At 69.5% G+C, this 23,068-nt stretch carries 20 protein-coding genes and 1 tRNA gene; all 21 read left to right on the forward strand.

Going from position 1 to position 23,068, the window contains the following annotated elements; genetic code table 11:
• Nucleotides 1-295 precede the first annotated feature (295 nt).
• The 21 genes from VFU06_04985 to nadC all read left to right on the forward strand — a co-directional run bounded on the left by VFU06_04985 (nucleotide 296) and on the right by nadC (nucleotide 23,047).
• A complete protein-coding gene (locus VFU06_04985; protein HEU5208748.1) occupies nucleotides 296-1,360 on the forward strand; it encodes a segregation/condensation protein A in 1,065 nt (354 codons plus the stop codon).
• Complete coding sequence (gene scpB, locus VFU06_04990) at nucleotides 1,338-2,231, forward strand: SMC-Scp complex subunit ScpB (GenBank protein ID HEU5208749.1); 894 nt, start codon at nucleotides 1,338-1,340, stop codon at nucleotides 2,229-2,231. Before VFU06_04985 ends, scpB begins: the two co-directional genes overlap by 23 nt.
• Nucleotides 2,228-2,953: a pseudouridine synthase gene (locus VFU06_04995; GenBank protein ID HEU5208750.1), complete on the forward strand. Its 726-nt coding sequence runs from the start codon at nucleotides 2,228-2,230 to the stop codon at nucleotides 2,951-2,953. Before scpB ends, VFU06_04995 begins: the two co-directional genes overlap by 4 nt.
• A 25-nt stretch (nucleotides 2,954-2,978) precedes the next feature.
• A complete protein-coding gene (locus tag VFU06_05000; GenBank protein HEU5208751.1) occupies nucleotides 2,979-4,628 on the forward strand; it encodes a hypothetical protein in 1,650 nt (549 codons plus the stop codon).
• A 46-nt stretch (nucleotides 4,629-4,674) separates the two neighbouring features.
• Nucleotides 4,675-5,655, forward strand: coding sequence for a MoxR family ATPase (locus VFU06_05005; protein ID HEU5208752.1), 981 nt, complete (start codon nucleotides 4,675-4,677; stop codon nucleotides 5,653-5,655).
• On the forward strand, nucleotides 5,652-6,635 hold the full coding sequence (locus tag VFU06_05010; protein ID HEU5208753.1) for a DUF58 domain-containing protein: 984 nt from the start codon (nucleotides 5,652-5,654) through the stop codon (nucleotides 6,633-6,635). The genes VFU06_05005 and VFU06_05010 overlap by 4 nt, the downstream gene beginning before the upstream one ends.
• Before the next feature lie 2 nt (nucleotides 6,636-6,637).
• Nucleotides 6,638-7,579: a hypothetical protein gene (locus tag VFU06_05015; protein HEU5208754.1), complete on the forward strand. Its 942-nt coding sequence runs from the start codon at nucleotides 6,638-6,640 to the stop codon at nucleotides 7,577-7,579.
• Nucleotides 7,576-8,565: a VWA domain-containing protein gene (locus VFU06_05020; protein ID HEU5208755.1), complete on the forward strand. Its 990-nt coding sequence runs from the start codon at nucleotides 7,576-7,578 to the stop codon at nucleotides 8,563-8,565. Before VFU06_05015 ends, VFU06_05020 begins: the two co-directional genes overlap by 4 nt.
• Entirely contained in the window at nucleotides 8,562-10,373 is a 1,812-nt protein-coding gene (locus VFU06_05025) for a VWA domain-containing protein (GenBank protein HEU5208756.1), read from the forward strand. The genes VFU06_05020 and VFU06_05025 overlap by 4 nt, the downstream gene beginning before the upstream one ends.
• Nucleotides 10,373-12,772 carry a BatD family protein gene (locus VFU06_05030; protein HEU5208757.1) on the forward strand — a complete coding sequence of 800 codons (2,400 nt, stop codon included), beginning with the start codon at nucleotides 10,373-10,375 and terminating at the stop codon, nucleotides 12,770-12,772. The genes VFU06_05025 and VFU06_05030 overlap by 1 nt, the downstream gene beginning before the upstream one ends.
• A gap of 63 nt (nucleotides 12,773-12,835) precedes the next feature.
• Nucleotides 12,836-13,474 (forward strand): uracil phosphoribosyltransferase, encoded by a 639-nt coding sequence (gene upp / locus VFU06_05035; GenBank protein ID HEU5208758.1) that lies wholly within the window; start codon nucleotides 12,836-12,838, stop codon nucleotides 13,472-13,474.
• Nucleotides 13,475-13,548: 74 nt separating this feature from the next.
• Nucleotides 13,549-13,621, forward strand: a tRNA-Ile gene (locus tag VFU06_05040).
• Nucleotides 13,622-13,746: 125 nt separating this feature from the next.
• The gene (locus VFU06_05045) at nucleotides 13,747-14,196 is read left to right on the forward strand and encodes a universal stress protein (protein ID HEU5208759.1); all 450 of its coding nucleotides are present in this window, start codon (nucleotides 13,747-13,749) and stop codon (nucleotides 14,194-14,196) included.
• 24 nt (nucleotides 14,197-14,220) lie between these two features.
• The gene (locus tag VFU06_05050; protein HEU5208760.1) at nucleotides 14,221-14,598 is read left to right on the forward strand and encodes a response regulator; all 378 of its coding nucleotides are present in this window, start codon (nucleotides 14,221-14,223) and stop codon (nucleotides 14,596-14,598) included.
• A 114-nt stretch (nucleotides 14,599-14,712) separates the two neighbouring features.
• A complete protein-coding gene (gene secD, locus VFU06_05055) occupies nucleotides 14,713-16,341 on the forward strand; it encodes a protein translocase subunit SecD (GenBank protein HEU5208761.1) in 1,629 nt (542 codons plus the stop codon).
• Nucleotides 16,342-16,353: 12 nt separating this feature from the next.
• A complete protein-coding gene (gene secF / locus VFU06_05060) occupies nucleotides 16,354-17,307 on the forward strand; it encodes a protein translocase subunit SecF (GenBank protein ID HEU5208762.1) in 954 nt (317 codons plus the stop codon).
• 135 nt (nucleotides 17,308-17,442) lie between these two features.
• Complete coding sequence (locus VFU06_05065) at nucleotides 17,443-18,201, forward strand: TatD family hydrolase (GenBank protein ID HEU5208763.1); 759 nt, start codon at nucleotides 17,443-17,445, stop codon at nucleotides 18,199-18,201.
• Nucleotides 18,202-18,308: 107 nt separating this feature from the next.
• Nucleotides 18,309-20,114: a DNA mismatch repair endonuclease MutL gene (gene mutL, locus VFU06_05070; protein HEU5208764.1), complete on the forward strand. Its 1,806-nt coding sequence runs from the start codon at nucleotides 18,309-18,311 to the stop codon at nucleotides 20,112-20,114.
• Entirely contained in the window at nucleotides 20,107-21,048 is a 942-nt protein-coding gene (miaA, locus tag VFU06_05075) for a tRNA (adenosine(37)-N6)-dimethylallyltransferase MiaA (GenBank protein ID HEU5208765.1), read from the forward strand. The genes mutL and miaA overlap by 8 nt, the downstream gene beginning before the upstream one ends.
• Entirely contained in the window at nucleotides 21,045-22,166 is a 1,122-nt protein-coding gene (bshA, locus tag VFU06_05080; protein ID HEU5208766.1) for an N-acetyl-alpha-D-glucosaminyl L-malate synthase BshA, read from the forward strand. Before miaA ends, bshA begins: the two co-directional genes overlap by 4 nt.
• Complete coding sequence (nadC, locus tag VFU06_05085) at nucleotides 22,163-23,047, forward strand: carboxylating nicotinate-nucleotide diphosphorylase (protein ID HEU5208767.1); 885 nt, start codon at nucleotides 22,163-22,165, stop codon at nucleotides 23,045-23,047. The genes bshA and nadC overlap by 4 nt, the downstream gene beginning before the upstream one ends.
• Nucleotides 23,048-23,068 lie beyond the last annotated feature (21 nt).

Consider the following 23,068-nt stretch of genomic DNA (forward strand, 5'->3'; position numbering starts at 1 on the left):
CGGGAGCGCTGTGCGCGGTTGCGCAGGTTACGCTTCTGCTCCTGACGGATCCGCTTGTTGGCACTCGAGGTGTTCGCCAAAACCCGGTTCTCCTGTACTGATTCCGATACGAACGTAGCCACGCAAGGTACCGCACCAGCGGTTTGGCGTCAAGCGCGCGCGTGGCGGGGCGGGCGTGAGGGCGGGTGTGCGGGGTGGCGCCCGCCCCGGTGCGCGGGTAGCTTTTTCGCGACTTTTCATGGGGGCCGATCCGATCGGCCGCCGGCCTGGGGAAGCCAGCCTGGACGGTGATTGCGTGGGGGACGTAGCTGCACCGGAAGCAGCCTTTGCCGAGGGCGGCTTCGTCGTCGAGCTCGAGCGATTTACCGGACCGATCGACCTGCTGCTGCACCTGATCCGCGAGCAGGACATCGACATCTTCGACATCCCCATTTCCCAGATCACGAACCAGTTCCTGCAGGTGATCGCGGGGGTGGAGGCGCTCGGGCTGGACCGGGCGGGCGAGTTCCTGGAGATGGCTGCGGTGCTGGTGCGGATCAAGGCGCAGATGCTGATGCCGCGCCGCGCGGACGCGGAAGGGGAGCTGGAGGACCCGCGTGCGGAGCTGGTGCGTCGGCTGCTGGAGTACGAGCATTTCACGGACGTGGCGCAGCGCCTGGAAGACGCGCAGGCCGAGCGGCTGCGGAAGTACCGGCGCGGGTTCGTTCCGCCCCGCGAGAAGCCGGCACCGATCGTGGAGCTGACGATCACATGGGAGGATTTCTTCGCGGCGGCGCTGAACGTCGGGGAGCGGCAGCACACCCCGGCCGAGCATCACGTGCGGGCGCGCGCGGTGCCGCTGGAAGAGAAGGTCGGGCTGATCCTGCAGACGCTGGCGCGGCTGGACCGGATCGAGTTCAGTCGGCTGGTTCAGCCGTTTGGCGACCGGCTGCACGGCGTCGTAACGATGCTGGCCGGGCTGGAGCTGTCGAAGCGGCGCGAGGTGCTGCTGCGGCAGAGCGCGCCCTTTGCCGCGCTCTGGGTTTACCGGCGCACCCTGACGGACGCGGAGCGGGATGCGATCGATGCGCCCCCGGAGGACTGGGCGGAATCGCTCGTTGCGGGTGACGCCGCACCGGGCCTGGATGAGGTGATCGGCGACGGGCCCGGAGCTCCGGCGCACGAGGGCACTGCAGAGGACACGGACGTGCCCGGCGACGACACCATCGAGGCGGAGCCCGGGGTTCCGACGATCGAAGGCAGTGCAGAGGAAGCGTCGGACGCGCCCGGCGACGACGTCGTAATGGATTCCGCTCCGGACGACCGGACGGACGCAGAACACGCAGACGAAGCACCTGATGCGACTGACCCAGATCATTGAAGCGCTGCTGTTTGCCAGCGATGCGCCGCTCTCGGCGGGCGACCTTGCCCGAGTCGACGAGCGACTGGACGAGGACACGGTCGAGGCGGTGATCCAGGAGCTGCGCAACGACTACGACCTGTCGGAGCGCTCGTTCCAGATCTACGAGGTCGCTGGCGGTTACCAGATCCTGACACGGCCGGAGTTCGTGGCAGTGCTGGACCGATACGAGACGGTGCCGCAGACATCGCGGCTGTCCGGCTCGGCCCTGGAGGTGCTGGCGGTGATCGCGTACCGCCAGCCGATCGGGCGCGCGGAGGTCGAGGACATCCGCGGCGTCGGCTCCAGCGGCGTGATCAAGACGCTGCTCGATCGCGAGCTGATCCACGTCGCCGGGCGCTCCGAGGGGCTCGGCCGGCCGCTGCTGTACGGCACGACCGACAAGTTCCTCGAGCACTTCGGCTTTCGCTCGATCGAGGACATGCCGCGGCCGGACGAGCTGCCCGTCGTGCTGCGGGAGCGGAGCATTCCGGCCCCTGCAGAGGAAGCGGCGGTTGTCGCTCCCGAAGCAGGCGAAGCGGAGGTCGATGCGCCGCCGGCGGACGGTGAAACGCCTGCGCCCGCCGCGGCTCATGGTGATGTCGTCGAGCCATCAGCCAATCCGCTGGCGGACGAGGACGTTGCGGAGCTGATCGCCGAGGCGGAGGAAGAGCTGGCGGAGGAGCTGGCCAGCGAGATCGTCGAGGACGTCGAGGAAGAGACTCGGCTCGGCGATGAGCCGCCGGTGGTCGACGAGATGGGCGAGGTGTTCGCGGTGTCGGTGGAGGTGCCGGCGGCGGACGAGGACGAACCCGGCGACGAGCCGCACTCGCAGCCTGCGACCGGGCAGTGAGCGCGGACGCGAGCGTTCGCCTGCAGAAGTTCCTGTCCCAGGCGGGCGTCGCGTCGCGACGCGCGGCGGAGCAGCTGATGGTGTCGGGCCGTGTGCGCGTGAATGGCAAGCCTGCGACGGAGCCCGGCATCAAGGTCGATCCGGACCGCGACGTGGTCGAGGTGGATGGCCGGCGGGTCCGGCCGGCCGCCCCGCTCTGGATCGCACTGCACAAGCCGCGTGGCTACGTGACCACGCGCAGCGATCCGCAGGGTCGCTCGACGGTGTACGAGCTGCTGCCGGCGGAGCACCGCCGGCTCTTTCATGTGGGGCGCCTGGATTACGACAGCGAGGGGCTGCTCCTGCTGACCAACGATGGCGACACGGCGGAGCGGTTGCAGCACCCGCGCTACGAGGTCGACCGTGTGTACAACGTCGATGTCGTCGAGCCGCTGACGGACGTGGCCCGGCGGGCGCTGCTCGCGGGCGTCACGCTGGAAGACGGGCGTGCACGGGTGCGCGGACTGCGCCGGCTGCGAGGGCAGGAGACGGGCGCGGAGCGCTGGGCCGTGACGATGCGGGAGGGAAGGAAGCGGGAGGTGCGCCGCCTGTTCGATGCGGTCGGCAGCCCGGTGCGCCGGCTCCGGCGCGTGCGCTACGGGCCGATCGAGCTGGGCACTCTGCGCCCGGGGGCGTGGCGGAAGCTGACTTCCCAGGAGGTGCGGGCGCTGCGCGCACGCTGATCCATTCACAGGGAAAATACCAAGCATGGAGATCCGGGGCCGGAACGTTCTCATCCTGGGCGGTTCGGGACTCGTGGGGATGGCGGTCGCGCGCGAGCTGATGCCGCACGGACCCGCGCGCATCACCATCACCAGCCTGCGTCGCGCGGAGGCGGAAGAGGCGGTCGAAGAACTGCGATCGGAAGCGTCCGACGTCGTGCTCGACACTGCGTGGGGCGACATCTTCGTCGCCGACGCGGTCAGGGACCGTCCCCGCACGGACGTGCTGGGCGACGCCTCCGCCCGCGCCGCGATGATCGACGACCTGTACGGCGAGCTGAGCGACGAGGTGGTGGCGCGCTCGGCACTGGGTGCACTGCTGCTGCGTACGCAGCCGGACATCATCGTCGACTGCATCAACACCGCAACCGCGTTTGCGTACCAGAACGTCTTCCGCAGTGCGGAGTCGCTGCGCTCGGCGGCTCGTGACGGCCGCGTGGATTCCGAGCTGGTGGAGCGCCACCTGGCCACACTCTACCTGCCGCAGCTGATCCGGCACGTGCAGATCGCGCTCGAGGGGATGCGTCGCGCGGGCACGCAGATCTATCTCAAGATCGGAACCGCCGGCACGGGCGGCATGGGCCTCAACATTCCCTTCACGCACAGTGAAGAGCGGCCGAGCCGGATGCTGCTCGCAAAGTCCGCCGTTGCGGGCGCGCACACGCTGCTGCTCTACCTGATGGCGCGCACGCCGGGTGGCCCTGCCGTCAAGGAGATCAAGCCGACGGCCGCGATCTCGTGGAAGCGCATCGGCTATGGCGAGATCCGCAAGGCCGGCGTGCCCGTGATGCTCGCCGATGCAACGAAACCGCTCGCGCTCGACGTCGCATTCCAGGATCCGTCGGATGCCTGGCAGTCGACGGACGTGGCGCTGGAGGGGGTGTTCCTCGATGCAGGGGAGAACGGGCTGTTCAGTCGTGGCGAGTTCGAGGTGCTGACGACGCTCGGCCTCATGGAGTTCATCACACCCGAGGAGATCGCGACCAACGTGGTGCGCGAGATCCGCGGGCATGCCACCGGACGCGACGTCGTGGCCGCACTCGATGCGTCCACGTCGGGCCCGACGTACCGCGCGGGCGTGCTGCGGGAGGCTGCGCTCGAGCGGATGCAGGCGCTGGAGCGCGAGCACGGCGTCGACTCCGTCGCGTACGAGATGCTGGGGCCGCCGCGCCTCTCCAAGCTGCTCTTCGAAGCGGCGATCCTCGCGCGCCTGTTCGGTGTTCTCACGGATGTCGCGGCACTCGATCCCGACGACTGTGCGCGCCGCGCGCAGGCGCTGGTCGAGCAGGACGCCGCGCTGCGAACGCGCATCGTCTCGATCGGCCTGCCGATCCTGCGCGCCGATGGCGCATCGCTGCTGCGCGGTCCCGTCGTGAAGGTCGCACCGGAACCCGGACAGCCGGCCGATGACCCGAGGCTGGCCGACAACGGCTGGGTGGACCTCCGTCCCGACAACTGGCGTAGATGGAAGGAGCGCGCGCAGGCGATGACCACGGCGCTGCGCGCCATGCCGGGCGCGGAGTCGGGCTCGCGCGCGGACATCGAGCCGGAATCGATGCGCAACGAGATACGGCCGGGCAGCATGGCAGGCTGGGTGTTCCGGCACGAGGATCGCGGAGCGCGCATGAAGCGCTGAGCCCGGCGCACCACGAACGACGTTCACAGGCAACGGAGGAGTCCGGGTGGAGCAACCGCTCACCACAACGACCGAGACGGGACGCAACCTGGCCGCTCGCATCACCGAGGAGATGCACCGGCGGATCGTCGGCCAGGAGATCATGATCGAGCGCCTGCTGATCGGGCTGTTCGCGGGCGGCCACGTGCTGCTCGAGGGCGTGCCCGGCCTCGCCAAGACCCTGACGGTCCGCTCCCTGGCCGACACGCTGCACGCCAGCTTCGAGCGCATCCAGTTCACGCCCGACCTGCTGCCCGCCGACGTCGTCGGCACCATGATCTACAACCAGCGCACCGGCGACTTCTCGGCGCGCACCGGTCCGATCTTCGCCAACATCGTCCTCGCCGACGAGATCAACCGCGCACCGCCCAAGGTGCAGTCGGCGCTGCTCGAGGCCATGCAGGAGCACCAGGTCACGCTGGGCGGTGAGACGTTCGCGCTGCCCGAGCCGTTTCTCGTGCTCGCGACGCAGAACCCGATCGAGCAGGAAGGCACGTACCCGCTGCCGGAGGCGCAGGTCGACCGTTTCATGCTGAAGCTGCGCGTGGGCTATCCGGACCGTGCGACGGAGCGCGAGATCATGCGGCGCATGGCGGGGCGCGAGCCGGTCGAGCTGCGTGCCGTTGCGACGCCCGATGAAGTGTTCGAGGCGCGGCGCGAGATCGCCGACCTCTACCTGGACGAGCAGCTCGAGGAGTACATCGTCGACCTGGTGCAGGCGACGCGCGAGCCGGGGCGGTACGGCCTCGAGAGCCTCGCACCCCTCATCGAGTACGGGGCTTCGCCGCGTGCGACGATCTATCTCGCCACCGCCTCACGTGCACACGCATACCTGCGCGGCCGCGCATACGTGCTGCCCGAGGACGTGAAGGCGATCGGCCAGGACGTCCTGCGCCACCGCGTCATCACGAGCTTCGAGGCCGAGGCCGAAGAGGTCACGTCCGAGGATATCGTCGACCGTATCTTCGCGGCTATCGACGTACCATGACCCCGCTGCCGTTTCTGCGCCGGCGTGCCGCGCCCGCTGTCGAGCCTGCGGCTGACGCGCCGCAGGCGCGGGAGGCGGTGCCGCGCGAGGTGCTGCGCCAGGTGCGGTTGATCGAGCTGCGCACGCGTGGCCTGGTCGCATCTCTCTTCAGCGGGGAATACCACTCGGTCTTCCGCGGACAGGGGATGGAGTTCGCCGAGGTGCGCGAGTACCAGCCCGGCGACGACGTGCGCAACATCGACTGGAACGTGACGGCGCGCATCGGCGTGCCGTACGTGAAGAAGCACATCGAGGAGCGCGAGCTCACGGTGATGCTGCTGGTCGACCTGTCCGGCTCCGAGCAGTTCGGCACGCGTGGCCGCTTCAAGGCGGAACTGGCGGCGGAGATTGCCGCCGTTCTCGCACTGTCCGCCGTGCGTAACAACGACCGCGTCGGGCTGATCATCTTCACTGACCGCATCGAGCACGTCGTGCCGCCACGCAAGGGGCGCCGCCACGTGCTGCGCCTGATCCGCGACGTGCTCGCGTTCCGGCCGGCAGGGCAGGGAACCGACGTGGCCGGCGCGCTCGACTACGCCGCACGGCTGCTCCCGCACCGCGGCATCCTTTTCGTGCTGAGCGACTTCGTCCCCGCCGGCGGCGCACTGCAGGAAGCGCCGGCCTGGGAGAAGACGCTCAAGCTCGTTGCGCAGCGCCATGACGTCGTCGCGATCCGCATCAGCGACGACGCAGAGGAGCAGCTGCCCGACGCCGGTGTGCTGATGCTGCGCGATCCCGAGACGGACGAGCTGGTCGGCATCGATACGAGCAGCCCGGAAGTACGCGCGCTGTACGCGGAACGAATCGCGGAGGAGCGCGCCAGCGTGCGACGCGTCTTCCGGCGGGTCGGCGTCGACGAGATCGAGGCGCGCACCGGTGCATCCTACGTCGTGCCGTTGCTCGCCTTCTTCCGGCGGCGGGAACGGCAGGGGAGGCGCTGACCATGCGACGGCTCCCGGGATCCCTGCTCGTTGCGCTGGCGCTGCTTGGCGGGTTCGCGCACGGTGCGCATGCGCAGCGCGTGTCGACTGCGGTCGTGCCGCAGACGATCACCGTGGGGGACGTCTTCCATGCGGCTGTCCGCGTGGAATTACCGGCTGGGGCGGAGGCCGCATTCCCCGACACGCTCGCGCTGCCGTCAGAGGACATCGAAGCGGCCGCGCGCGTGCGCGTGCAGGTCGATACGACTGCAACCGGCCGCACGGCGACCGCACTGTACGCGCTCACGGCCTGGCGCGCGAACGAGGACGTGCAGCTTCCCGATCTCGCATTCACCGTGCGGGCTGCGGGCGGCGGCGTGTCCACGGTGACCGCGTCGTTTCCCGTCTTCCAGCTGACCTCCGTCCTGCCGGCGGACACCGCCGGTATCGAGCCGAAGCCCGCCAGGGACGTGTGGGGCGCGAGCCGGCTGTGGTGGCCGATCCTGCTCGCGCTCGCGGCACTCCTGCTCGTCGCCCTGCTCGCGTGGTACGTGTGGCGACGCCGGCGCCCTCGCGAAATCGTCCAGCCAGCGACGCCCGGCATTCCGCCGCGCCAGCGTGCGCTCGACCGCCTCGCGCACGCACGTACCGCCGGCTTCGTCGAGCGCGGGGAGCTGAAGCCGTTCTACACGGAGCTGGCTGCCGCACTGCGTGAGTACCTGGAGGCGATCGAACCGCTGCTCGGCGCCGATCTCACCACGGGTGAGCTGGCGATGCATGCGCGTCGCCGTGGCGCACCGCCGATGCTGCTCGAGCTGATCCGCATCCTGGGTCGTGCCGATCTCGTGAAGTTCGCACGCGCCCGTCCGAGCGCTGCAGAAGCATACGGCGACCTGGACGCGGCGCGTCGCTGGGTCGAGCAGCACGACACCCTGTCGGTGCCCCGCGAGGAGGCCGTCGCATGAGCTTCGGCTTCGCAAATCCGTGGGCGCTTCTTCTGCTGCCGCTGCTCGGGCTGGTGCTCTGGCTGATGCGGGGCCGTGAACGCGCGCTCACCTACTCGCGGGCGGGCACGCTGGCCGCCGTTGCCGGCGGCGGTGCCCGGCTGCTCGCACGGCTCCCCGGCTGGCTGCGCACGGGCGCGCTCGCGCTGCTGATCTTCGCGCTCGCGGGCCCGCGGACCGGCGCGGCAGTCGTCGATGTGAACGCCGAGGGCATCGCGATCGTCGTCGCACTCGATATCTCCAGCTCGATGCTCGCCGAGGACTTCGCGCCGGACAACCGGCTGGCGGTTGCAAAGCGGCAGGTGCGCGACTTCATCCGCGGCCGCACGTACGATCGCATCGGCCTGGTTGCGTTCGCGGGCGAGGCGCTCACGCAGGTGCCGATCACGATCGACTACGAGGTGATCTTCCAGTCGCTGGATCAGCTGCGCGCAGGCGCGGGACTGCTCGAGGACGGCACGGCGATCGGCACGGCGATCGCCACTGCCGCCAACCGACTGCGCCGCGCGCCGGGCGAGTCGCGTGTCATGATCCTGATGACGGACGGCGAGAACAACCGCGGAGACATCGATCCACGGACCGCAGCACAGGCGGCAGCCGCCCTCGACATCCGTATCTACACGATCGGCGTGGGCAGCGAGGGCGTTGCGCCGATCCCGGTCGCAACGGGACCGTTCGGCGTCCAGTATGCGACCGTTCCCGTCAGCATCGATGACGAGCTGCTGACGGAGATCGCGGACATGAGCGGCGGGCGCTACTTCCGGGCGACGAACCCGGAAGCGCTCGACTCGGTGTATCAGCAGATCGACGAGCTGGAGAAGTCCGAAGTCGAAGTGAGCCGCTACATGAGCTACACGCCGTACTACCTGCCTTTCGTTCTCCTCGCCGGCATGCTGCTGATGGGGGAGTGGGGACTGCGCGCGAGCCGGTTCGGGAGGCTGCCATGAGCTTCGATCGTCCCGACCTGCTCTGGCTCGCCATGCTGCTGCCCGCGGCCGCCGCGGTGCTCGTGCTGCTGTATGCGCGGCGACGGCGGCGGGTCGCGCATGCACTGGGCGAGTCCTCGCTGCTCGAGCGGCTCGGCGGGCGCGGGCTGGCTGCGTTCCCCTGGCGACGCCTGCTGCTCATCGTGCCTGCGGCGGCCGCGCTCGGCTTTGCGGCACTCGGCCCGCGCTGGGGTACTCGCGACGTCCCGACCGAGTCGCGCTCGGCCAACGTCGTCCTGGCCATGGACATCTCGAAGTCGATGCTGGCGCCTGACGTTGCACCCGACCGTCTCGAGCGTGCCCGACTGCTTGCGCGCCGTATCGTGCGCGAGATGCGGACGGACCGCATCGGGCTGGTCGTGTTCGCGGGGCGCGCGTACGTGCTATCGCCGCTCACGACCGACCATGGTGCGCTCGACCTGTACCTGGACGCGCTCGATCCCGAGATCGTCAGCCAGGGCGGCTCCTCGCTGGCCGCAGCACTCGCACAGTCCACCGATCTCGCACGCGGCCGCGTCGAGTCCGGCGGTGACCGCGCGGTCGTCCTCGTCAGCGACGGCGAGGCACTGGAAGAGGAGGACGCAGTCCGCGATGCGGCGGAGCGCGCGGCGCGTGCAGGCGTTCGCGTGTTCACGGTCGGCGTCGGCACCGCCTCGGGCTCGCCGATCCCTGATTACGACGAGAGCGGCCGCAGGCAGGGCTACAAGCGCGACGAGAACGGCGAGGTCGTCATTTCGCGGCTCGGCACGGAGCTGCTGCGTGATGTCGCTGGTGCGACGGACGCGCGCTACTTCGACCTGGGCGATCCAGGTGCGGCGGGCGCGCTCATTCGTGAGCTGCGCCAGCTCGAGCAGTCGACGTCCGATACCGCCCAGCGCGCAACGCAGCGTGAACAGTACGCGTGGTTCGTCGCGCTCGCCCTGCTGCTGCTTGCGCTGGACGCATGGCTGGTCCGGCGTGAAGCGCGCCCGGCGCGCGCCGCCGCGGGTCTCGACGCACTCAGGGCGGAGCCGGTGCCGAGTCGCGGGCCGCGTCGGCGGCTGGGGGGCGCGCGCACGGCTGCGGCCCTGGCGCTGATGCTCGTGATGACCGGCTTCGGCATCGGTGACGTGGAGCGCGGCAACCGGATGTATCGGGAAGGTCGCTACGAGGAAGCGGTGGCCGCGTATCAGCAGGCGCTCGCGGATGGTGAATCGTCGCCGGAGCTGCATTACAACCTCGGTACTGCTTTCCTCGCGCTGCGTCGCTACGCGGAGGCCGAGCGCCACCTGCAGCTCGCGTTGCGTGACGTCGACCCGATCCTGCGTCAGCACGCGTACTACAATCTCGGCAACCGCTTTCTCGAGGCAGCGCGTGCCGGCAGCGACCCGCAGGCGCAGTCGGCGCAGTACGAGGCGGCGATCGAGGCGTACAGGCACGCGCTGCGCCTTGCCCCCGATGACGTCGACGCCAAGTGGAACCTGGAGCTGGCGCAGCGGGAGCGCGACGAGCAGCAGCCCGAGCCACAGCCGCAGGAGCAGGATCAGCAGGAGCAGGACAATCAGAACCGCGAGGACGAGCAGCAGGCGCGTGAGCAGGAAGGACAGGCGCAACCCTCGCAGGGGCAGGCGGGTCAGGGGCAGCAGTCCGGCTCCCGCTTCGAGCAGCAGCCGATGAGCCGCGAGCAGGCGGAGCAGATCCTGTCGGCGGTCGAGCAGGACGAACGCGACCTGACGCGCGACAAGCTGCGCAAGGGGCAGCGCCGTACGCCCGTCGCCCGCGACTGGTGATGTTCGCCGCCGCATTGCTCGTGCTGGGTGTGCTGGTGCCGCAGGACCAGGTGCGGGTCCATGCTACGCTCTCGGACGAGCGCATCGCAGTCGGTGCGAGCACGATGCTGCAGGTCAGCGTCGAGATGAGCGGCGGGCAGCCGGAATCGATCGAGCTGCCCGCGTTCCCGCCATCGCTCGACGTGCTGAGCTCGCGCGAATACCACCAGACCCAGCTTTCGCTGCCGGGGGGACGCACGACCATCGTGCGGCGGGACATCGTACTGCGCGCCCGCGCCGAAGGCCTGTTCACGATCGACCCCATCACGATTCATCTGCCGGGGGGTGACGTGCGACGCACGCGTCCCCTCACCCTGCGGGTGGTTGCAGCGACGCCGGGAGCGCCGCTCCCACCCGGCGTGCGTCGACCGGTCGGCGGAACGCCCGCAGACGCCGGCACGCTCGCGGTCACCGTCACGCCGGACACGGCGTGGCTCGGGGAGCCCGTCCTGCTGCGCATGACCGCGCGCATCCCCGAGGAGCAGCGCACGCGCCGCGGCCGCTCGCCCGTGTTCGAGCCGCCGACCGCCGTCGGGTTCTGGGTGCAGGAGCTGGAGGACCGCGGCGCCGTCGGCGTGCGCGCGATCGATGGCCGGTACTACGACGTTCACGAGTACCGTCGCTTCTATGTCCCGCTGACTCCTGGTGTGCGCGTGCTGCCGCCGGCGCGGGCCGTCTACGAGGTGGATCGCGGGTGGATGTTCGCGCCCCAGAGCTACGAGCTGGCCAGCGACTCGGTGCACGTGTACGTGCGTGCACTGCCGGAGCAGGGGAAGCCTGCCTCGTTTACGGGCGCAGTGGGGCGCTTCGAGGTGAGCGCGCAGGTCGATCGCACGCGGCTGGCGGAGGGGGACGCAGCGACGCTGACGGTCGTGGTCGAGGGCACCGGAAACATCAAGGCGTTGCCGGCGCCGCATCTGCCGCAGATCCCGGGCGTCGAGGTGTTCGAGCCGTCCGAGGATGCCGAGTTCGTAGCGCGCACCAGCGGCATCCGGGGCAGCAAGACCTTCCGCTGGATCCTCGCGCCGGAGGCGCCTGGCGCACATGCGCTGCCCGACATCGCATACGCCTGGTTCGACCCCGCAACCGAGCAGTACGACAGCGCACGCATCCCGCTGCCCGCGCTGGAGGTCGGTGGCGTCATCGCTCAGGGCTCGGCGGTGGAAGGAGACACGAGCATTGCACCCATCCGCCCGTTTCCGTCGGGCACACCGGCGTTCGCGTGGGCGCGCAGCACCGGGTTTGCGGCGTTGCAGGCACTGCCGCTGCTGCTGCTTGCAGCGACGACGCTCTGGCGCAGGGAGGCGCCCCGCATCCAGGCGCGCCGCCGTCGCCGGCAGCGGCTGCATGCGGACTTCTCGACCGTGCGCACGCGGGCAAGTACGGATCCGCGCGGTGCACTCTCCGAGCTGCAGCGCATGCTCGACCAGGCAATTGCAGCACTGCTCTCCGACGAGGACGCAGTGAGCGAGGAAGCCGCACTGCGCGCCCGGGGCGCAGGGGAGAATGTGCTCGCCAGCCTGCGCTCGCTGCGGGCAGCGATTCACACGATGCGGTTCCGCCGGGAGCCGGTCGGAGCTGCGGACGTGGACGCACTCGTGCGCCGGGCCGAGGCGCTGCTCGGCAGGTTGGCGCGCGCCACGCGCGCCCGCTCGCACGCTGCCGTACTGGTGCTGCTGCCGCTGCTCGTCTTCGGTGGCGGCAGCGCTCACGCGGCGCAGGAGTCTCGTTTTGCGGACGGCGTCGCCGCATTCGAGCGTGGGGAGTACGACGCAGCGCGCGCTGCCTTCGTCGAGCACCTCGCGCTGTATCCACAGGACGCGAGCGCGTGGTACGACCTGGGCAACACGGATTACCAGCGGGGTGCGCGGGGCGCCGCGGTGCACGCCTGGGGGCGCGCGCTCCGGCTCGAGCCGCGGGCGGACGACACCAGGCGCAACCTGCGCGTCGCGGGTGCAACGGACGTGCTCGACGCAGCCGTGCGTCCGCTGCCATTCACCGCCAGCGAGCTGATCGGCTGGGCCGGCATGTTGTGGTTGATCGGCGGATCGCTGCTTGCGCTCCGGATGTTCACGTCGGGGCGTGCAGCCCGCGTGAGCGGCGTCGCGGCAATCAGCGCAGTGGGGCTGAGTGCATGCGCACTGCTCGCTCTCGCCGGCCGGCGCCAGGCACCGGAGCAGGGCGTGGTCGTACGCGCGACCGCGCTGCGCGCCGCCCCCGGGCTGCATGCCGAGGCGCGTGCGGAGCTGGAGGAGAGCGCGCTCGTCCGGATCGTGGACAGCCGCGATGCCTGGCTGCACGTGCGCATTGACCGTGACGAGGGGTGGATCGAGCTGCGCGACGTCGGGTTGCTCGACTGAGGCAGGCTGCTTGCCCACTCACGGGAGGCAGCTACTTTCCCGCGACCCGTACCCGGATGCCGCATGCACGAGTTCCCGAACCTCACGGTTCTCGACCACCCGCTCATCCAGCACAAGCTCGCGATCCTGCGTGACCGCGACACGCCCAAGGCTGCATTTCGCGCGCTCGTCGACGAGATCGCGATGCTGATGGGCTACGAGGTGACCAAGAACCTGCCGCTCGAGGACGTCGACGTCGACACTCCGCTCGAGCGCATGACTGCCCGCATGGTCAGCGGCAAGAAGCTGACGCTCGTGCCGATTCTGCGCGCAGGGCTCGGCATGGTGGAAGGTCTGCTCCGGCTCATGCCGTCTGCGCGCGTCGGCCACATCGGTCTCTATCGCGAGCACGACACCCTGCAGCCGGTCGACTACTACTTCAAGATTCCGCCGGACGCACCCACCCGCGATTTCATCGTGCTCGATCCGATGCTCGCGACCGGCGGCTCGGCGGCCGCTGCCGTCGACTCGCTCAAGCGAAACGGTGCGGGAAGCGTCAGGCTGGTCTGCCTCGTCGCCGCGCCCGAGGGCGTGCGCCACATGCTGGAGCGGCATCCCGACGTGCATGTGTTCACGGCGGCCCTCGACCGCCAGCTCAACGAGCAGGGTTACATCCTGCCGGGCCTCGGCGATGCGGGAGACCGCCTGTTCGGCACGCGCTGATTTCCGTAGATTGCGTCGTGCCGTCCTGTCTCCCCGCCGGTTGATCGGCACTGCGGGGCAGGCAACGGATTGCCGGGCCCGTAGCTCAACGGTCAGAGCACACCGCTCATAACGGTAGGGTTCGGGGTTCGAATCCCCGCGGGCCCATTCGTCGTGCCCTTCCCGCAACCGATGACCCCATTGCCGGACGGCTCCGTGATTGCGCCCCTCGGCGCGGCGGAACAGATTGCCCGTCCACGAACGGGACCATTCACGCCTGGCGAAATCAGCTCATGAAGATCAATCACATCCTGGTCGCAACCGATCTGTCACCGGAGGCGATGAGCTGCATCCCGACCGTTGCGGACATGGCACGCGACGTCGGCGCGCGCATCACGCTGCTCCACGTCGTGGAATCCCTCGAGGCGATCCCCCACGGCTCGCCGCTCGCGCCGCCGCTCCGTATGTCCGGCGATCCGGACGAGGCGCAGCGGGCCCGGGCGCAGCTCGAGCAGCGCGCCGCTGCCTTTGGTGCCGACCTCGATGTGGCCCTCGAGCTCGTCGAGGGCGGCGATGCGGCGGAGGAGATCACCGTGTACGCGGGCCGGAATGAGGTGGACCTGATCGCCGTGACGACACACGGCCGGACCGGCTTCCGGCGGCTGGCCCTGGGAAGCGTGGCCGAGGCGGTGATCCGCCACTCCCGCGTTCCGGTGCTGGTCCTGCCGCTGCCGCGGGACTGAACCCGTTCAGGGCGGCTGGAGTCGATGACGGCAGCGCAAGCGACGATCCTGCTCGCCGAGGACGAGTACGCGGTGCGGGCCCTCTGCTCGCGCGTGCTTCAAGCGGCCGGTTACCACGTGATCGAGGCGGCTGACGGTGCGCAGGCGGTGGAGCTGGCGACGCGCCACGCGGCGCAGATCGACCTGGTCGTCACGGACGTGGTGATGCCCGGCATGAGCGGGCGGGAGGCCGCAGACGCGATCTGTGCGCTGCGCCCCGAAACGCGCGTGCTGTACATGTCCGGTTACACCGATGACGACATCCTGCGGCACGGCGTGCTGCGCGGGCTGGTGGCCTTTCTCCCCAAGCCATTCACGCCCGACGTCCTGCTGGCGCGCGTGCAGGAACTGCTCGACGCGTAGTCCGCTGGCCCCTCGCAGCATTGACATGGCACCGCGCGACCGCCAGCTTTCCGGCTTGTTTTCGGGGCGGCGACCGCCCGGAAATCGTTCTCCCGACTCCCGAAGAGACGTCTGATGTTCGGCACGCTGAAAGGCCGACTGCTCGTCATCCTCGGTGTGATGGCGCTGGCCGCCGTTGCGCTGTGGCAGAACGGCATCAAGCTCGGCCTCGACCTCCAGGGCGGTATGCACCTCGCACTCGAGGTGCAGGATCCGAACGGCACGCTGACCGCTCAGCAGCGCGCCGACTACACGGATCAGAACCTCGAAATCCTGCGCAACCGCATCGACCAGTTCGGCGTCACCGAGCCGAACATCCAGAAGATCGGCCAGGACCGCATCATCGTCGAGCTGCCCGGCATCACGGACGAGGAGCGCGCCAAGGACGTCATCCGTCAGCAGGCCTTCCTGGAGTGGAAGCTGGTGCTCGGATCCGATGCCCTGGTGAGCGCGCTGCCGCGGATGGACCGCGCGGTCGTGCAGGCGCTCGGCGAAGAGGGACTGCGCGCGCTCGACGAAGCGGCGGCCACGGACACGGCGGCCAGCGTCGGCGCACAGCAGGATGTTCGCGACCTGCTGTTCGGCCAGGTCGATTCGGCGGCAGGCACGCCTGGCACCGACACAACCGCCGCTGATACTGCCGCTGCCGCGCAGACGCCGCTCAGCAGCCTGATCCTGCAGGGCAGCGGCGACGGCGAGTTCGCCGTGGCCGAGGCCGACGTCCCACGGGTCAAGGAGCTGCTCGCGCTGCCCGGCGTGATGAACGCGCTGCCGCGCAACGCCGAGCTGCGCTGGGGCGCGGACCCGTACGGCGTCGAGGGGCAGGCGCTCTACCGGCCGCTGTACGTGCTGCAGACGCGACCGTTCCTCACCGGTGAGCGGCTGGAGGAGGCGATCGCCGGCCGTGACCCGATGACGGCCGAGACCATCGTGCAGTTCCAGCTGGACCGGCGTGGCGGCCGCATCTTCGAGGAAGTCACTTCCGAGAACCTCCAAAAGCGCATCGCCATCGTGCTGGACACGCTGGTGCACAGCGCACCGGTCGTGAACCAGCGGATCGGCGCGAACGGGCAGATCACACTCGGCCAGTCCCCGATGACCGAGGCGCAGGACCTCGCCCTGGTGCTCCGGGCCGGTGCGTTCGCGGCTCCGCTCGAGATCATCGAGCAGCGCCAGGTCGGCCCGTCGCTCGGCCGCGACTCCATCGACCAGGGGATCCTCGCCGGTATCATCGGGATCAGCCTGGTCGTGCTCATCATGGTCGGCTACTACCGGGTCGCGGGCATGCTTGCGGTCCTCGCGCTGAGCATTTATGTGCTGCTCGTCATGGGCGGGCTCGCCGGGATGAACGCGACCCTGACCGCACCCGGCATCGCGGGGCTCATCCTGTCCATCGGAATGGCGGTTGACGCGAACGTGCTGATCTTCGAGCGCATCCGTGAAGAGCTGGCGCTCGGGCGTACCACGCGCGTTGCGGTCGATGAGGGCTTCAAGCACGCAATGTCCGCGATCGTCGACTCCAACCTGACGACGCTGATCACTGCGCTCATCCTCTTCCAGGTGGGGACCGGTCCGGTACGCGGGTTTGCCGTCACGCTGTCGATCGGCATCATTGCGTCGTTCTTCACGGCAGTGTTCATCACGCGCACCTTCTTCCTGGTGTACCTGGATCGCAAGCGCGCGAGCGACGCGATCAGCATCTAGCAGGCGGCGACCATGCGGATTTTCGAAAAGGCGAGTTTCGACTTCATCGGCAAGCGCAGGACGCTCTTCGTCGTGAGCGCTGCCGTCCTGCTGGTGTTCGCGGCAACGGCGATCTACTTCCAGGTCGCGCGTGGCTCCTGGCTGAACTACTCGGTGGACTTCACGGGCGGTACGCTCGTGCAGGTCCGCATGACCGAGCAGACGAGCGTCGCCGAGCTGCGGCCCGTGATCGATCAGGCAGTGCCCGGCTCCGAGATCACGGCATTCGGTGAGGGGAGCGAGTTCCTGGTCCGCGCGCCGCAGGCCGATGGCGATGCGAGCGGGGGCTCCGAACAGATCATCGACGCATTGCAGGCGCAGTTCGGGGAGCAGGGCTACGAGATCGTGCGTACGGAGGCGGTGGGGGCAAAGGTCGGTGGCGAGCTCCAGACCCGGGCGCTGCTCGCGATCCTGCTTTCCTTCGCGACCACGCTGATCTACCTGGCGTTCCGCTTCGAGTGGCGCTTCGGCCTGGCAGCGATCATCGCGACCGCGCACGACGTGCTGTTCGCGATGGGCTTCATCTCCGTGCTGCAGCTCGACGTGGCGCTGCCCACGGTGGCGGCGCTGCTCACGATTCTCGGTTACTCGCTGAACGACACGATCGTCGTGTTCGATCGCGTGCGCGAGAACCTGCCCAGCGTGCGCCGCGAAGGCTTCGAGGCGGTGCTCAACCGCTCCATCAACGAGACGCTGCCACGCACCGTGCTGACCTCGCTGACGACGATCGTCACATTGCTTGCCCTTTTTCTGTTCGGCACCGGCTCGCTGCGCGACTTCGCGCTGATCATGATCGTCGGCGTGGTGATCGGCACGTACTCGTCGATCTTCATCGGTGCTGCCTCGCTGCTCGAGATCGAGAAGCGCTGGCCGGGCGAGCGCGGCGGCAAGCCTCGGGCGCGGGCGCGCGCCGGCGCGACCGCCTGAGGTCCGGAACGCTGCGGACACGGCCGTCCGGCGCTGCGCGCGTCGGACGGCCGTTTCGCTTTCCGGGGCAGCGGCGCTGCGGCACGGCCGGAGAATCCCATACCATACGCTCAATCAGGACGCAGGTCATAACCGATGTTCGACAGTCACTGCCATCTGACGGATGACCGCTTCGGCGGGGAAGTCGCCGATGTTCTGGACCGCGCACGCGCAGCCGGCGTGCGCGGCGTTGTCACGATTGCGGGGGGGCTCGACGATGCGCGGGCCGGGGCCGCGATTGCAGATGCACATGCGGATGTGTGGTGCACGGCCGGCGTGCATCCGCACGCTGCCGGTGAGCAGCAGGACGGCTGGGCCGAGGAGATGCGCGAGCTGCTCACGCATCCGCGCTGCGTCGCCATCGGTGAGGCGGGACTCGATTACTTCTACGAGAACTCGCCGCGCGCCGTGCAGCGTGCCGTGTTCGAGCGGCAGCTCGAGCTCGCGGCAGAGCTGAGCCGGCCGATCGTCGTCCACTCCCGGGAAGCGGAGGCGGACACGATGGCGATGATTCGCGGCGTGCCGGCAGCTCGCGGTGTGCTGCACTGCTTCGACGCCGGGCCCGCGCTGCTCGACGTGGCGCTCGAGGCCGGGTGGTACATCTCCTTCGCCGGCCTGGTCACCTTCCGCCGCTACGAGCGTGGCGACCTCGTGGCCATCGTCCCGGATGACCGGCTGCTGGTCGAGACCGACAGCCCGTACCTCGCACCGGTGCCGCACCGCGGCAAGCGGAACGAGCCGGCGTTCGTGGCCAGGGTCGTGGAGCGCGTCGCGGCATTCCGCGGCCAGGACGCGGCGGCCGTAGGTCAGCTGACGGAGCGGAACGCCCGGACGTTCTACGCCCTCGCGGGATGATGGGCAGCCCTGCAGCCGCCGCGCGAACGCGCTATCTTTCAACCTGCACGCGCGGCTTCGCCGCGGCGGTGTGCAGCACGTTCATTCTGTCGGACTCCTGAAGCTGAATGGCACGCCGGATCCTCGTCCTGCCGGATACGCTCGCCAACCAGATTGCCGCTGGCGAAGTCGTCGAGCGTCCCGCCTCGGTAGTGAAGGAACTGGTCGAGAACGCGCTGGATGCTGCGGCCACGCGCGTCGACGTGGTGGTCCGCAATGGCGGCAAGACCGAGATCCGGGTTGCGGACGACGGCTGCGGCATGAGTCGCGACGACGCGCTGCTCGCGCTCGATCGCCACGCAACCAGCAAGCTGCGAGCGCCGGAAGACCTCCGCGACGTCCGGACATTCGGGTTCCGCGGCGAGGCGCTGCCGTCGATCGCATCGGTGTCGCGCATGATGCTGGAAACTGCGGAGCCGGGCGGCGTCGGCACGCGGGTGCGGGTTTCCGCCGGTCGCATCCACGCGGTCGAGGATTGCGCGCGCCAGTCGGGCACGACCGTCACGGTGCGTAACCTGTTCTCCAACGTGCCCGCCCGTCAGAAGTTCATGCGCACCGCCGCTGCGGAAACGCGCGCGATCGCGGACGCCGTTGTCGTGCTCGCGCTCGCGAACCTGTCCACCGCGTTCCGGCTCGAGTCCAACGATCGTGTGCTGCTGGAGCTTCCCGCGGCGCCCGATCTGGTCTCCCGCGTGGCCGCGCTGTGGGGCGACCAGGCCGCGGGCCGCATGGTCGCAGCCGACCACGCGGTGGATGGTTACCAGGTTGCCGGTCTGGTCGAGCGGCCGGACGCTTCACTGAGCGGCCCGCGCCGCGTGCACCTGTTCGTCAACGGTCGACCGTTCCGCGACCGCGACATCGTGCGCGCCGCGGAGCGTGCGTATCGCACGACGGTCCCCTACGGTGCACGCCCTTCGCTCGTGCTCTACCTGCGCAGCGAGCCGGGACACGTCGACGTGAACGTGCATCCGGCCAAGCTGGAGGTGCGGTTCCAGGATCGGGCCGTCGTCGAGCAGCTCGTGGAGGACGCAATCCATGCGGCGCTCAACACCGCCGAAAGCTCGGCGACACTCGATCGAAGGCCTCCCGCGCCGCAGCTCCGGCGTGCTGCGCCCGCCGGACCGGCACCCGCCGCTGCTGGCGGCGGTGCGGAGGGACAGCTCGCCTTCTTCGTTGCAGCGGCCGAGCCCGGCGTGTGGACCGGCACCGATGGTGCACCGGACGCGGCAGACCCATCCGGCCCACAGACCGCGGAACCCGCACCGGACTTCAGCGGGACGTCCGTCGTGCCGGCGAGCCGCGGGAATCTCTGGCAGATTCACGAGACGTACATCCTGGCCGAGACACGCAGCGGGCTGCTCATCATCGACCAGCACTCCGCGCACGAGCGCGTGCTCTTCCAGGAGCTCATGGAGGGGTTCTCGTCCGGTGGCGGGGCGAGTCAGCGGCTGCTGTTCCCGCTGACGTTGCGACTCACGCCGGCGGAGTACAGTGTCGTGGAAGCGTCACAATCCCTGTTCGAGCGTGCAGGTTTCGAGATCGAGCCGTTCGGCGGACGGACGATGATCGTGCATGCGGCGCCGCACCCGCATCCCTGGTTCGACGCGGAGCGCTGCCTGCGCGAAATGATCGCGGAGCTCGCCGCCGGCAGTGAGCTGACGCGTGCGGCACGGAACCAGCACGAGCGGATCGCCATGACCTTCGCGTGCAAGGCCGCGATCAAGGCCGGGCAACCGCTCACCACGCGCGAGATGGAGCAGCTCTTCGATCGGCTGTTCGCGACCGATCTGCCCTACCACGACGTGCACGGGCGCCCCACGATCGTGCGTCTCTCGCTGCAGGAGCTGGAGCGGCGATTCGGCCGCCATGGCTGAGCACGACGCGCTCGCCATCCTCGGTCCGACCGCGAGCGGCAAGACCGCCGTCGCCGTCGAAGTCGCTCGGCGGATCGACGGCGAGGTCATCTCGATGGACTCCCGACAGGTGTACCGCGGGATGGACATCGGAACCGCCAAGCCCCTGCCCGCCGAGCGCGCCGGGATCCCGCACCACGGCTTCGACCTCGTCGATCCGGACCAGCGCTACAGTGCAGGTCGCTTCGCCCGCGACGCGTGGGTCTGGATCGACGCGATACGCGCCCGGGGGCGGGTGCCCGTGCTGGCCGGGGGTACCGGCTTCTTCCTGCGGGCGCTCACGCACCCCATGTTCGATGAGCCGGACGCCTCGGCGGCGGAACGCGAAACGATCAAGAGGGTGCTCGACCAGTTTTCGACCGAGCGTCTCGTGCGGTGGGCGGATACGCTGGATCCGGCGGGCGGCTGGGGGCAGGGACGTGGCGGCGGGCGCCAGCGCGCGGCGCGCGCCGTCGAGATCGCACTGCGGACGGGGCGCCCGCTCACGTGGTGGCAGAAGCAGGAGCCGCGCGGCCGCCGTCTCCGACCGCTGGTGTTCGTGCTCGAGCTGCCGCGCGACATCCTCTACGACCGGATCAACCGCCGGGTCGGGGGGATGATGGACAGTGGCCTGCTCGCGGAGGTCATCCGGCTGCGCGAACGCGGCTACACCGATGATGCCCCCGGCATGAACGCGACGGGGTACGTCGAGCTGCTGCGCCACCTCGAGGGCGAGGTGGACCTGGAGACCGCGACGGAACAGATCCGGGCGGCGACGCGACGCTATGCGCGCCGGCAGATCACGTGGCTGCGGCACCAGCTGCCTGCAGACGCTGTGCGCATTGATGCGAACGCGCCGGCGGCGCAGCTTGCCGAGATGATCGTCGTGCGCTGGCGCGAAAGGGAGGGGAAGTGAAGATCGGTATCAGCTGCTACCCGGTGTACGGCGGGTCGGGCGTCGTCGCTACGGAGCTCGGCATCGAGCTCGCGAAGCGCGGGCACGAGGTGCATTTCATCACCTACGCCCCGCCATTCCGGCTTTCGCACTTCGTGGAACGCATATTCTACCACGAGGTCGAGGTACCGCAGTACGCGCTCTTCGAGCATCCGCCCTACAACCTGGCATTGAGTGTCGCGATTCAGAACGTCGCCGCACAACACGGGCTCGACCTGCTGCATGCGCACTACGCGGTGCCGCACGCCACCTCGGCGTGGCTGGCAAAGGAGATGCTCGGCAACCGTTGCTTCCGCATCATCACCACGCTGCACGGCACCGACATCACGCTCGTCGGCCAGGACCCGTCCTACCATGCGATCACGCAGTTCTCGATTCGCAGGTCGGACGGCATCACGGCGGTGAGTGAGTACCTGAAGCGCGAGACCGTGCAGCACTTCGCCGTCGAGCCGGAGCGCATTCACGTGATCCCGAACTTCGTAGACCTGGCGCGCTACCGACGGGACGCGTACCCGTGCCATCGCGCAAAGCTTGCCGGCCCGGGGGAGAAGATCATCACGCACATCTCCAACTTCCGGGCGGTCAAGCGCGTGACCGACGCCGTGCGCGTGTTTGCCAGCGTTTCGCAACGCGTACCATCACGCCTGCTGCTGGTCGGCGACGGGCCGGAGCGCTCGCACGTGCAGCACCTGGCGGAGGAGCTGGGCGTCGCGGACCGTGTCACGTTCCTGGGCAAGCAGGCGTCGGTGGCGGAGCTGCTTTCCTGCTCCGACCTGTTCCTGCTGCCGAGTGAGCAGGAGGCTTTCGGGCTCGTTGCACTCGAGGCCATGGCGTGCGGTGTGCCCGTGATCGCGACGTGCGTGGGCGGGATCCCCGAGGTCGTGTCCGACGGAATCAGCGGGTTCCTGGCACCCGTGGGCGCGGTGGAAGCGATGGCGGAACGCGCGGTCACGGTGCTGCAGGACGATGCGGCCTGGCAGGCCATGAGCGCTGCGGCACGCAGGGATGCCGAGCGGTTCAGCGCGGATTCGATCGTGCCGATGTACGAGTCGTACTACGAGGAGGTACTCGCGCGGTGAGAAGCGAAGCAGAGGCCGGCGCAGTGCCGCACGTGCACGTCGATGACGACGCGCTGCACCTCATCGACCTCGCCCTGAACGAGGACCGGGGCACCGGCGACGTGACGACGAAGTGGACCGTGACCGCGCGCGCGCGCGCCGAGGCCCGCATCGTGGCGAAGGCGCGCGGCGTGATCGCCGGGCTGGAGGTCGCCCGCGCCGTGTTCGTCCGCATCGATCCGCGCGCGGAGCTCGCGCCGGCCGTGCGCGACGGCGACCGCGTCGCGCTCGGCGACGTCGTCTGCACGATCGAGGGGCCGGCCCGGGCGGTCCTGACCGGCGAGCGCGTCGCGCTCAACTTCCTGCAGCGCCTCTCGGGGATCGCGACCATGACGCGCGCGTACGTGGACGAGGTGCAGGGCACGGGTGCGCGTATCCTGGACACGCGCAAGACCACGCCCGGCTGGCGCACGCTCGAAAAGGCCGCCGTGCGCGCGGGTGGTGGAGCCAACCACCGCGCCGGCCTCTACGACATGGTGCTCCTCAAGGAGAATCACATCGCCATGGCCGGCGGCATCGCCGCCGCCCTCGACATGGTCGCGGATCAGAACCGCAAGGGTGTCCCCGTCGAGATCGAAGTGCGCAACCTCGACGAGCTGGAGCAGGCGTTCCACGCGGGCGCCGAGCGCGTCCTGCTCGACAACATGACACTCGACGAGATGCGCGCCGCCGTACAGCGCGCGCGCCGTGCGAAGCGGCCGCCACGCCTCGAGGCATCCGGCAACATGACCCTCGACCGCGTGCGTTCCGTCGCGGAAACCGGCGTCGACGACATCAGCGTCGGGGCGCTCACGCACTCCGCGGTAGCGCTCGACCTCTCCATGCAGGTGCACGCCCTCTGAGCGACGCCATCGTCCTCACCG

The sequence above is a fragment of the Longimicrobiales bacterium genome, assembly GCA_035764935.1.
Taxonomy (GTDB): domain Bacteria; phylum Gemmatimonadota; class Gemmatimonadetes; order Longimicrobiales; family RSA9; genus DASTYK01.